The sequence below is a fragment of the Pseudomonas sp. PS01270 genome (assembly GCF_029959775.1).
In the GTDB taxonomy this organism is placed as follows: domain Bacteria; phylum Pseudomonadota; class Gammaproteobacteria; order Pseudomonadales; family Pseudomonadaceae; genus Aquipseudomonas; species Aquipseudomonas atacamensis.
Map to the genome: position 1 here is coordinate 35,912 of NZ_JASCPT010000002.1, position 11,371 is coordinate 47,282.

The 11,371-nt window shown below is 60.3% G+C and carries 9 protein-coding genes; 3 read left to right on the forward strand and 6 right to left on the reverse strand.

The annotated features are described in order from the left end of the window. Positions 1-116: 116 nt before the first annotated feature. Positions 117-746, forward strand: a complete 630-nt coding sequence (locus QMX86_RS00925) for a LysE family translocator (RefSeq protein WP_282381431.1) — start codon at positions 117-119, stop codon at positions 744-746. Here the strand turns inward: QMX86_RS00925 and QMX86_RS00930 are convergent. The 6 genes from QMX86_RS00930 to QMX86_RS00955 all read right to left on the reverse strand — a co-directional run bounded on the left by QMX86_RS00930 (position 743) and on the right by QMX86_RS00955 (position 9,069). Beyond that, the gene (locus QMX86_RS00930; RefSeq protein WP_282381433.1) at positions 743-2,878 is read right to left on the reverse strand and encodes a hypothetical protein; all 2,136 of its coding nucleotides are present in this window, start codon (positions 2,876-2,878) and stop codon (positions 743-745) included. The genes QMX86_RS00925 and QMX86_RS00930 overlap by 4 nt on opposite strands. Beyond that, positions 2,865-4,049, reverse strand: a complete 1,185-nt coding sequence (locus tag QMX86_RS00935; protein WP_282381436.1) for a DUF3142 domain-containing protein — start codon at positions 4,047-4,049, stop codon at positions 2,865-2,867. Before QMX86_RS00935 ends, QMX86_RS00930 begins: the two co-directional genes overlap by 14 nt. A gap of 65 nt (positions 4,050-4,114) precedes the next feature. Then, entirely contained in the window at positions 4,115-5,266 is a 1,152-nt protein-coding gene (locus QMX86_RS00940; RefSeq protein ID WP_282381796.1) for an acyltransferase, read from the reverse strand. After that, positions 5,256-6,194 carry a methyltransferase domain-containing protein gene (locus QMX86_RS00945; RefSeq protein WP_282381439.1) on the reverse strand — a complete coding sequence of 313 codons (939 nt, stop codon included), beginning with the start codon at positions 6,192-6,194 and terminating at the stop codon, positions 5,256-5,258. The genes QMX86_RS00940 and QMX86_RS00945 overlap by 11 nt, the downstream gene beginning before the upstream one ends. After that, on the reverse strand, positions 6,191-7,495 hold the full coding sequence (locus tag QMX86_RS00950; RefSeq protein WP_073470839.1) for a glycosyltransferase: 1,305 nt from the start codon (positions 7,493-7,495) through the stop codon (positions 6,191-6,193). The genes QMX86_RS00945 and QMX86_RS00950 overlap by 4 nt, the downstream gene beginning before the upstream one ends. Then, on the reverse strand, positions 7,489-9,069 hold the full coding sequence (locus tag QMX86_RS00955; protein ID WP_282381443.1) for a glycosyltransferase: 1,581 nt from the start codon (positions 9,067-9,069) through the stop codon (positions 7,489-7,491). The genes QMX86_RS00950 and QMX86_RS00955 overlap by 7 nt, the downstream gene beginning before the upstream one ends. 418 nt (positions 9,070-9,487) lie before the next feature. On the opposite strand from QMX86_RS00955, the gene QMX86_RS00960 reads away from it, so the two are divergent. Together QMX86_RS00960 and gmd are read left to right on the forward strand one after the other, a co-directional pair. Further along, a complete protein-coding gene (locus QMX86_RS00960; protein WP_282381446.1) occupies positions 9,488-10,402 on the forward strand; it encodes a GDP-mannose 4,6-dehydratase in 915 nt (304 codons plus the stop codon). Next, positions 10,399-11,370, forward strand: a complete 972-nt coding sequence (gene gmd / locus QMX86_RS00965) for a GDP-mannose 4,6-dehydratase (RefSeq protein ID WP_016772418.1) — start codon at positions 10,399-10,401, stop codon at positions 11,368-11,370. Before QMX86_RS00960 ends, gmd begins: the two co-directional genes overlap by 4 nt. Position 11,371 lies beyond the last annotated feature (1 nt).

Below are 11,371 nucleotides of genomic sequence, written 5' to 3' on the forward strand. Positions count from 1 at the left end.
GAAAACCAGCAGGTTATGCCAAAGCTGCGAACAATTGAAGCCGACTACGCAAGCACCTGCCCTGCCCTCTCGCTCTAGACTGGCCCGAGCAAATCAACAACGAAAGGGGGTGTGATGTGGCAAGTCTGTGGCTGTTCGTTCTGACGCTGGCTGTGGTTCTGCTACTGCCGGGACCAGACATGATCCTGCTGTTGCAAACCGGTGCGCGGCAAGGTCGAGCTGCGGCGCTGGCCACGGCGTTGGGTTTGGCCATCGCCCGCGCCTGCCACGTGGCACTGGCGGCATTGGGGCTGGCGGCGCTGTTCAAAACGGCGCCGTGGACCTTTGACGTGGTGCGCATCGCTGGCGCGGCCTATCTGCTGTGGATCGGCATCCAGTGTTTTCGCAGCTCGCTGGTGCCGAGCCTGCAAGCCCAAGAGCAGGTACCTGCCCACGGCCAGTGGCGCGGTGCGATCCGTCGCGGTTTGCTGACCAACCTGCTCAATCCCAAGGCGTTGCTGTTCTGCTCGGTGCTGTTGCCACAGTTTATCGTCAGCGACGGCGTGCCGGTGCTGACGCAGTTCGCCGTGCTCGGCCTGGTGCTGGTCAGCGTCGGCCTGCTGTTCGACAGTGTTGTCGCCATGACCGGCGCGGCCCTAGGCCGTTGGCTGCAACACAGTCCGACCGCCCAGCGCATTCAGCAATGGCTGTTCGGCAGCCTGTTGATTGGCTTCGCCGTACGCCTGGGCTTTATTCAACAGGCCTAGCCTTTGCGCACCTTGCGCTGACGACGGGTAATCAGCATTAACGCAGCAACAGCGACCAGCAGCACCGCGCCGATCTGCACCGGCCACTTGTACGGCCGCAGTGTTTCACGCACGGCGTCGGTCACCTGGGTGACGTAACGCTTGTCGGCATTTTCGAAGTCCGGGTACGGGCATTGATTGCCGAAGTCTTGCGCCCACGGCACATAAGGACCTTCCTTGACGTAGCGCTGATATAGCGCACTCTGGTCTTCAAGGCTGCTGTTCCAGCCGGCGGCATTGCACAACACCGCAGCAAACGCCTGACTGGTGTGCGGCAAATTATCGGCGGCGCGACTGGCCAGTGCCGTGGCGACAAAACGATAGTGATAACGCTGATCCGGTTGCGCGGCGCTGGCCTGCTGGCGCTGCACTTCCGCCGCTGAAATCAGCGGGCCGACATCCAGCTTCGTGCTCTCCAGCGTGTAATTGCCGCCGAAGGTGGCGTAATCAGGGGCCATCTCATAACCGAGGATGTCCATGCCCCACTCCCGGGCCGTCCATGCGGCGTTGTACAACGCACTGGCGCGTTTGCTCGGCCACCACGCCGACTCGGCCTTGAGCCGTTGCTCGCCATAGAGCCGGGCCTTGTGCTGCAGATCGTCACTGGCGAAATAACCGACCGCTGCCTCGTAACGGCCCTCACGCAGCAAGCGCCGACCGAGCAGATTGCGCAAATTGGCGGCCACCGACAGCGGCACATAGTTATCGCGCTCCTGCTGCGTCAATGGCGGCGGCGCCGGCACGTTCTCATCGACGTACCGCTTGAGCTCATCGACCGTCAGCACCCGCTCGGCAACGGTGGCGGCATCGAACCAGTAAAGGCTGTTGCTGCGATACAGCTGCACGAACGCTTGCAGGTATTCGCCGCGTTGCAGCGCCAGGATCGCGCTTTCGCCGTCGACCCGGCATTTTGGCTGCACCGTTTCAAACGCCCAGTCCGGCGTGCGGCGATAGCCCCAGTCTTCATTCTGCGGAAAGGCCTGGGCGGCTTTGGCGTAGGCGGCGGCAGCGGCAGTCGTGTCGCCGTCACGCACTGCCAGTTTTGCCCGCAGCCACCAGGCCAGCCCGCCGTCGCCGGCGTTTACCAGAAAGGCCTTGGCAGACGCGTAGTCGCCCTGTTGATAACTCATCGCCGCCAGTCGATCGGCATTGTCGAGGCTGCCACGGGTGCTGTTTTGCAAGAGTGTGACGAGTTTCTTTTCATTCGGCGGCTGCTCACCGAAAGACCAGCCCTGACGGCTGACCAGCGACGCCGTGACCAGTTGCTGCACTGCTGGCTGCTGGAGCAGTTTGGCCAACTGAGATTCCGGCAATTCGGCCAGTTCGTTCATCAGTTGCTTGAGCGAGGTGTAACCGACGGCCGAACCGTGCAGGTTCTGTGCTTCGTACAGTTCGATGGCGCCGCTCCAGTCGCCCGCGCTGCGCAACGCCCGCGCCTCTTCACCGAGGCTGGCAACGCCCAGTTCCAACGGATCGCTGAAGCCGTCGATGCTCAGTTGCCGGGCCTGGCGGAAGGCATTGCGCGCTTCTTCCAGCGCTTCGATGCGATCGTGCGCCTCGTTGCTCATGGCGAAGGCGATGCGCCCGAGGGAATACGCCGCCCAGGTGCTGCGCAACGGACGCTGGTCTGCCGGCAGCGCCAGCACCTTGTTGAAATACTCCGTGGCCAATTGATGATCACCGGTGGCAAAAGCCACCGCGCCGGCAACGTACAAACGGATTTCCGCCGGCAGACTGGCGCCCTGCTCCTCGGCCTGACTTGCATCGCTAAGCCCGCGCAGGCGCTTGACCACAGCGTATTGCTCGACGCTCAGGCCCACCTGCTCAGCCTGTTCGCGCGCCAGCTCAGCCGCGTTGTCTTCGGCATAGTCGTTGGGGTTGTGGGTCGCCGCTGTGACATTTTTCAGCCCGGCAATGGTTTTACCGAGGCGACTGACTTCGAAGCTGAAACTGCCTTCGGGCAAATCGGCCAAGGTCTGCGCGCGGTTGTCGAGCAGGCGCATCGGGAAGTCCGGGCCGCAGGCCAGCGCCGAACCCAGCGGCAGGCTGAGGCTCAGGCAAAGCAGATGGCGGGGCCAGTTACGGGTCAACATGCGAACCTCCTTGATCAATATGTGCACAACGCGCCCAACCGACAGCGCGCTGTCCGCCCGCCGGCAAGCGGCCGTCACGCAGGCGGGTGAAGGTAAGCAGATTGGCACTTTGTTGCAACGAGTAACCGGCGAGCGCATCGGCACCTGCACAATCCTGCGCCTTTAGCGTGATTTGTGCGGGCCACGGGCTGTCGAGATTGCCGTGGCTTTCGAGCTGGATGTCATAGAGACCGCCCTGCTCTTTGAATGACAGGCGCAACTGACTGTTCAGCACATCTCCGCGAGCCACCGCGCGTAAAGTACTCAGGCTCCAGGCGCGACGATCGTTGGCCAGCGGCAGGCGAAACCAGATCAGCCCGGCCAGATGCTCGAGCGGATCCTCGCGCAAAGTCTTGGCCAATTGGCTGAGTTGCAGCGGATCGGCGAGCAACTCCCGGCGCTGCCCGCCGCGCTCCAGTTGCACTTCGCTTTCCACTACCGGCGCGCCACCGTCATCGCTCAACAGCGCAACGCCGTAGGCCGGCAGCGCCAGATAGAACGGTTTGTCGCTGATACGTGCCCAGGCCTTGGCCCATTTCAACGCCTGCTCGGGATCGAACAGGCCCAGTCGCGGATCGCTCACGGCGTGGACTTGCAACACGCTGCTGTCGACGCTTCGCAACAGCGCCGGCAACTGCGCGCTATCGAGCCACGCCGGTAGCGCGGTGATGCTCAAAGGCAACGATGGCGGCAAGGTCGCGCGCAGATCTTTGAGCAATTGGGCATACGCAGGCAGCCGTGCTGTACCGGCGTCGTGATCGATCTCGACGCCGCTCAACGTGAGGCCTTGCGCCTGCCAATCGGCGATGACTTGCAGAATCTGCGCGGTGACCTGCTGCTGGTCCAGCGACTGCAGCTGGCCATCGAGGCGAATCACTGCAATCAAAGGGCGGCCATCGGCTTTTAGCAAGGCTGGATCAACCCGCGCCCTGCGCCACCGCTCGCCGGGAAAGGCCTGCAATGCCAGTACGCGCAGAGTGGAGAAATCATGGCGACTGTCGCGCAATGCCGGTTCATGCGCAGGTGTCCATTGGCGTTGCCAGACGTAGAGCTGCTGGTCGAGGGCCGGCGCGACGTGTTGCTCGCAACCTGCCAGCAAGACGCTAAAGATCAGACCCGCAATAAACCGCATACCTTGAAAAATCCCTGAAACCACAGGGCTGCAAGGTTACACAAAACATGGCGTGAGCGAGTCGATCAGACTGCGGCTTCAGAAGACGCAGTTGGTGTGCTGGACGTACCAAGACGTTGCACCAGCGCGGCACCGCGGTTGCGCATAGGCATTTCGATGAAGCGGTAATTCAATTCGCTGAGCAGGGCAATCAGACCGAACGCCCACAGCAAGGTGACCACTGGATGACCTGCCGGACTCGGCAGGCCCGCTTCCTGTAAGCGAAAAATAACTTCACGTACCAGGAAATACACTGGGATGTGGATCAGGTAGATGCCGTAAGAACGACTTCCCACCCAACCCATCAATTGCTGCAAGCGCCCGGCCGATAATAAGTAGTCCTGGTCATAAGAAGCGATCCATACCAGCAAGGCACTCAATAAAGCGATGGCGCCAATGCGAAAGTGGCTTGCGGAAAATGCGTCGGTGGCCAGGTAACTCATCAGCAATCCAACGACAATCAGTGCTGAAATTCCGCCCCCGCGCCGACTCAGGGACCGCGGATGCCAGCGCTGATAACCTGGTTGAGTACTCCACATTGCCAACAGCACGCCAAGGGCCAGCGCATCGGTTCGAACGACCATCAGCAGCGGCGTGCGCACCATCAGCAATTGCACTGCAACCAACGCCAGCAACACCCACACCAAATGTCTGCGGCACAGCAGAATCAGCAGTGGAAACAACAGGTAGAACTGTTCCTCAAGAGCCAGACTCCAGTAGACGAAACTGCTGCCGTATTCATAACGGAAGAATGCATCGGCAAAGCGGAAATTGGCGTACTGCAACACTCCTGCGAGCGTCGCCTGCAGATTGGCCTGCAGCGTGCCGAACGCCCCGGAGCGATTGAAGAACATGCACATCAGCAGCACCAGGGCCAGCCACAGCCAGGCCGAAGGCAGCAGGCGAAAAGCGCGGCGCAGCCAGAAATTGCGCATTTGCTCCCAGTATTGCTGACGGCTGCTGCAATCACGCAGCGCAGGAATCAGACTGCGCGCAATCACGAAGCCGGAAATGGCAAAAAACAGGTCCACGCCCCACCAGGGTTGTGCCCAGGCATGAATGGCTTCAAGCAAAGGCACCGGATCGCGGAACAGATTGCCTGCCAAGTGATGAAACAGCACCCCCAGCACGGCAATGGCGCGCAGCACCTCAATGTCCATGATGCGTTTACTGCTCATCCGGCATCTCCGCATCCAGCGGTTTACGCGCAATGATCACCTGACTTTTGGGCATGAACTGGTCAAGCACCTGTTTGATCGCAAGTCCGTCGGGCCGGTCGAGCATCTCTTCCCAGGTCCTCGCCCATCCACCCATCAGATGAGGAAAAGGCGCGTGAATGCGATCACGCACCGCACCACCCGGATCCTTGCCGGCCGCTTTTTCGCTGGCCCAGAAAAAGATCATCCCCATCACCCAGAAAAACCCCGTCGCCTGCCGATGCTCAATGATCAGTCCGGCGTCTTCGACCAGTGCGGCGAAGCGCTCTGGAGTGAAGATCTGCACGTGGTTGGGCGACTGGTAATAACTCTGCGGAGCGATGCCTTTTTGCAGATGTTCGCCCACTGGAGCCGGCACACTCAGCAGGTACAACGCACCGGGGCGCCCCATACGCGCCAGTTCGGCCATGAACGCTTCGGGTTCGTCGACGTGCTCCAGCACCTCCATGCACACGACACGGCTGGCGCAGCCGTCGGCCAACGGTAACGGTAAGGTGTTGCTGACCAGTCCCAGATTCGGCCGGGTGCTGCGGTCTTCGACCTGCCGTGCCAGCTCGCGCACTTTGTCGTGTTCACTGTCGGTGAAAATCACCGATGCGCCCTGGCGTACGGCAAACAATGTTGCGGCGCCCTCGCCGCAACCGACGTCGAGCAAGGTGTCGTCAGGCGTAATGGCAAAGCCCTTGAGCAATTCGCCGCTGTCATTGAGAAACCAGCCGTCCAGCACGGCATCACGCAAACCGACATCACGGGGCGACCAGACAAATAAAGGCTCGGGTTCAGCGTCTGGCGTCGGCTCAATCACCGGTTCCGCTATCGGTTCAGCCGCTGGCGGCGGTTGCGAAGATTGCGCTTGGGCAAACAATCGATGAAGCAATCTGCGAATCATGCGCCGATAACCTCCGTCGCCATTTCGGCGCGGGCTTGCAGCAGGCTCGCCAGAAACGCCCGTAATCGCTGCTCGGCCACCGCTTGACTGCAAAACGCCTCGAGACTCACGACAGCCTGTGCCGACATGGTGGCGTAACGCTGGAGATCGTTTTTCGCGACGTCGTAACTGGCAGTGTAAGCGGCACAGATCGAAGCCCAGCTCGTTGCGTAGCGCAAGGTTCGATAGGCCGAACGCGGGTCGTGAGGCCAGGCCGTGAATTGCTCGGTTGCCTCGATCAGAAAAGCGTTATCGGCATTCATATAGTCGATCATTGCCGTGGTGCACGGTGCCACCGCCGGCTTGCCGCACGACATGAATTCCATCAGCGGCAGGCACTGGCCTTCGCCGTAGGAAGTGTTGACGACGTAACGGGTCGCCTGCACCAGACGTTCGTAATCCGCGTCTGCCAGATAGCCGTAGATAAGCACGATGCGGCAGCGATAAGGCTGATTCTTGTAAAGGTGATGGAGGATGTCGGTGAGGGCTTCTTCAGCATCGTGATGGGTGAGTTTCAGCACCAGGGCTGCATCAGCGTTTTCACGCATAGCGGCACAGAAGGCACTGATCATGTCCTCCCAGTTCTTGCGCCCGTCCCGGGGGTTGAACACCGAGGTGTACACCACACCTTCAAGCACCAGCTCTTGCTCGGTGACCGGCGCGAGGAAATCGATTCCACGCCCACGGCGCAACGGCACAGGAGCGAAAGCATCCAAGGCGATCTCGCGACTGTCGACTACCAGGCCTTTGATTTTCAGCCGTACTGAATCGACGGCTGGCTGCCCCTGCAATTGAACGCCGCGCGCTGCGAACCGATCCCAGACCGGCGCTGGGACGGCGACTATCGGGTACTCGACAGACATTGCTTTGCGCACGGCATCGACCGTGTAACTGGAGTGCGTGATCGCAGCACCGCAGGCGGCAAGTACTGTGCGCCAGTCGTTCAGCGGATCGCCAGCAAATGGCTCATCGGGAATCGTGCTGAACTCCCAGGCAAAGACCGGCAGGGTCGGACACGCCAGATGCACCGGGGTGCGATGCGGTGGCGAGAACGACAGAAATACGCAAGCCTCGCCACGTGACTGGCACTCTGCATACAACGCATCGACTTCGCTGTTCGGGTCCATGACCTCGATCACCCGACCCAGACGTTCGAGCACTGGCCGATACTCCTTGAGCACGAAGTAATAGCTGTACTCCGAGCGCCCCAGGTTGCGGCTGATGGTGTGCTGGTTGGTTTCCGAATGGATGATGATCAGCATGGGGCGCTATCCCTGACCTGCGCAACGTGACCGGGCTGTGGTTCGAGCCCGAAAAAATCCACGACGCGCTTTTGCAGAACCGCGATCGCACTGAAATGCTCCATGCGCTGCGCGGCAGCCAACGACATTTGCTGATAATCCTGAGGCTGTGTCGTGGCCATCCGGTAACTGTCTTCGTAGGCTTGTTTCAAGGAGCCCCAGTCTGGCCGGTGACGATGCGCACGAAACAGCATGCGCGGGTCATGGGGCCACGTGCACGCCTCAACGCTGGATTCGACCACGAACGCCACGGACTCATCGATATAGTCCTGCATCGCCGTGTGGTCGGGAGCGATCACCGGCTTGCCGCAGGCCATGAATTCCATCAGCGGAAGGCACAGACCTTCACAATGCGAAGCATTGACGTAAAAACTCGCCGACTGGTAAAGCCGCGCATATTGCGCATCGTCCATGTAACCGTGAATCATCACGACCCGGCAGGAAAAAGGCGCCAGTTGCGCCAGTGGCGTCATCAAGTGTGCATAGACGGCCGCCAGGTCGCTCTGGGTAAATTTCATTACCAGTGTGGCGTCGGGCGTGTCACGAAAAGCTGCGCAGAAAGCGGTGAGGATCTGCAGCCAATTCTTACGCCCGTCCTCCGGGCGGAACACCGATACGTAGACGACACCGTTGACCTCGGCTTGAACCTGCAATGAGGTGTCCGGCATATCTCGCGGTGGCGGTTGCACTGACACTGGCAAAGGTTGAGGACCGGCGATGCCGGGCAGATACCTGGCAAGCCAGTCATGCCAGGAATGCCGGAGCAAATCGCGGATCCCCTCCCAGTACCAATTCTGCAAAAACCACACCCGCGGCACCGGGGGTGTCTGATCATGGCCGGCATTGAGCAGCCACAGGCGCAGGTAATGTTTTGCGATGACGAAGCGTCGTTTCCACGTCAGCGGTGGTGGTCGCGAAGCCTCCAACTGAGCTTCGATTTCCGCCAGTTCTTCGGCGGTGAGCGGCTTGGGCAGCAGATTATCCGGATGCAGATTCATCTGGCGGGAATCGAAAATGCACCCCTTGAGTGTCAACGTCGTATCTGTGTTGACCGGTGTGCTGAGGTGCTGCTTACCGATGGACGCAAGCTCCTCTCCGAGTGGGGCGGGCAATACCAGCACAGGGAAATCCTCTCCCATCGAGCGACGAATCGCTCGGGCGGTATGGCTGGACAGTGTGATCACGCGGCCATGCCTTGCCAACATGCGCGTCCAGTCCTGGCCAGGATCATCGCCCCATTGTTCATCGGGAATCGAGTCGTACTCCCAGGTCACGACACAAACGGTCGGGCATTGAAGGTCGATCGCCGTTTTCTGTGGTCGGGTGAACGAGAGGAACACACTCTCCTCGCCGGCCGCGTGGAATTGCCGAAACAGCGGATCGACCTCTGCGACATTACCCACTACATGGACTCGCCCGACTGTTTCGAGCAACGAACGGTAGGCCTTCAGAACGAAGTAATAACTGGCGTCGGGATGGCCGAGACTCTCCCTGATGGAGTGTTCGTTGATGTCCGAATAAAGAATGAAATTCATGGCTTTCCACAATGAAACCGCGTTACCGGCAGCTTCATACTAGTGACGGCCAAGCGTCGAACCGGCTCGGTGGCGGTTCTTCGTCTCAAGTCACGTCTTGTTCTTGTTTTAGTGGTCGGTTTCACCTTTGCGCACAATGAGCCAGAACTTCCATGGCGATCGTGACGAGGGCCATTCTAAACACATCCGTCGTGGCTCCGGGAACCGCCCGGTGAGAATAAATCTGACTACGCTGATGAGAACTGACCAGTCACGGTTTGCCCTGTTGAAATTGCCGAGCAATTGGCACAGATTGGCAACCAAACAACTACAACAACGGCTTCGCCTGCTGTTTCACCGGATATTTCCTCCGGTCTGACAGCGCTTTCCTCAAAGCGTGTAAGGAAAGCGGCGCGAGTCATGACCAAGGGGTCGCTGTTTGAAAAAACGTCTGTTCGTCACGGGCCTCAGCGGCTTCGTGGGACAACACATTCAGTCTCGTCTGGCGTCGCCGGGCTCGTCGTGGGAGCTGCTGCCTGCCGCATCGGCCTACGACCTTACGAACGCCGACAGCCTCATCGACCTTTGGCCTGAGTTGCCGGATGCAGTCATTCATCTGGCCGGCCAGACCTTCGTGCCGGAAGCCTTTCGTGACCCGGCCCGCACCTTCGATATCAATCTTTTCGGCACCCTCAACCTGCTGCAGGCGCTCAAGGCTCGCGGCTTTTCCGGCACTTTCCTGTACGTCAGCTCCGGCGACGTTTACGGGCAAGTCGCCGAAGAGCATCTGCCAATCACCGAGCAACAACCGCCGCTGCCGCGCAATCCTTACGCGGTGAGCAAACTTTCAGCGGAGTTCCTCAGTTTGCAATGGGGCCTGAGTGAAAGCTGGCCAGTGCTGGTAGCGCGTCCGTTCAACCACATCGGCACCGCGCAGAAGGACAGCTTCGTCATCGCCAGCGCCGCCCGGCAGATCTGCCGTATCAGACAGGGTCTGCAAGCGCCGCAATTGCAAGTCGGCGATATCGACGTTACGCGGGATTTTCTTGATGTCGGCGACGTGATCGCAGCGTATTTCGCCCTGCTGGAAAACGGCACACCCGGGCAGGTCTACAACATCTGCTCGGGCCGCGAGCAAAGCATTCGCAGCCTGATCGAGCAATTGGCCGATCTGGCCGAAGTCGACGTAGAACTGGTGGCGGATCCGGCGCGCATGCGGCGCGCCGACCAGCGCCGTGTCTGCGGCAGTCACGCAAAACTGGCCAGCGCCACAGGATGGGCGCCCGCCACCACCACACAACAATCCCTGCGGGCGATCCTGTCCGACTGGGAGATGCGAGTACGACAACAATGACAAAAAGTGCACTGATTACCGGGATCACGGGCCAGGACGGCGCCTATCTGGCCAAACTGCTGCTGGACAAGGGTTACAAGGTTCACGGCCTCGTCGCCCGGCGCAGCAGCGATTCACGCTGGCGCCTGCGCGAGACGGGTATCGAAGCCGATATCGTCTACCTCGACGGCGACATGGCGGACGCCTGCTCGGTGCAGCGTGCGGTAATCAAATCGGCACCGGACGAGGTCTACAACCTCGCCGCACAGAGTTTTGTCGCCGCCTCGTGGGATCAACCGGTGACCACCGGCATCGTCGATGGGCTGGGCGTGACACACCTGCTCGAAGCGATCCGCCAGTTCAGTCCGCACACGCGTTTTTATCAGGCCTCGACCAGCGAAATGTTCGGCCTGATCCAGGCTGAGCAACAGGACGAGAACACGCCGTTCTACCCGCGCAGCCCTTACGGCGTGGCCAAGCTCTACGGCCACTGGATTACCGTCAACTACCGCGAAAGCTTCAACCTGCACGCCAGCAGCGGCATCCTCTTCAACCATGAATCACCGCTGCGCGGCATCGAATTCGTTACCCGTAAGGTCACTGACGCCGCCGCGCGCATCAAGCAGGGCAAACAGCAGGACCTGGCGCTGGGCAACATCGACGCGAAACGCGATTGGGGCTTTGCCGGCGATTACGTCGAAGCCATGTGGCTGATGCTGCAGCAGGACAAACCCGACGACTTCGTGGTCGCCACGGGCGTCACCACCACCGTGCGCGAAATGTGCCGCATTGCCTTCGATCACGTTGGCCTTAACTACCGCGATTACGTGAAGATCGACCCGGCGTTTTTCCGCCCGGCCGAAGTCGAAGTGCTGCTCGGCAACCCGGCCAAGGCTCAGCGAGTGCTGGGCTGGAAACCGAAAACCGACCTGGATACCCTGATCCGCATGATGATGGATGCGGACATGAAACGCGTCGCCAAGGAGTAGG

Coding starts and splice junctions, on each gene's coding strand:
- QMX86_RS00930 (WP_282381433.1), bottom strand. CDS start 2,878: ATGTTGACCCGTAACTGGCCCCGCCATCTGCTTTGCCTGAGCCTCAGC.
- QMX86_RS00935 (WP_282381436.1), bottom strand. CDS start 4,049: ATGCGGTTTATTGCGGGTCTGATCTTTAGCGTCTTGCTGGCAGGTTGC.
- QMX86_RS00940 (WP_282381796.1), bottom strand. CDS start 5,266: ATGAGCAGTAAACGCATCATGGACATTGAGGTGCTGCGCGCCATTGCC.
- QMX86_RS00945 (WP_282381439.1), bottom strand. CDS start 6,194: ATGATTCGCAGATTGCTTCATCGATTGTTTGCCCAAGCGCAATCTTCG.
- QMX86_RS00950 (WP_073470839.1), bottom strand. CDS start 7,495: ATGCTGATCATCATCCATTCGGAAACCAACCAGCACACCATCAGCCGC.
- QMX86_RS00955 (WP_282381443.1), bottom strand. CDS start 9,069: ATGAATTTCATTCTTTATTCGGACATCAACGAACACTCCATCAGGGAG.
- gmd (WP_016772418.1), top strand. CDS start 10,399: ATGACAAAAAGTGCACTGATTACCGGGATCACGGGCCAGGACGGCGCC.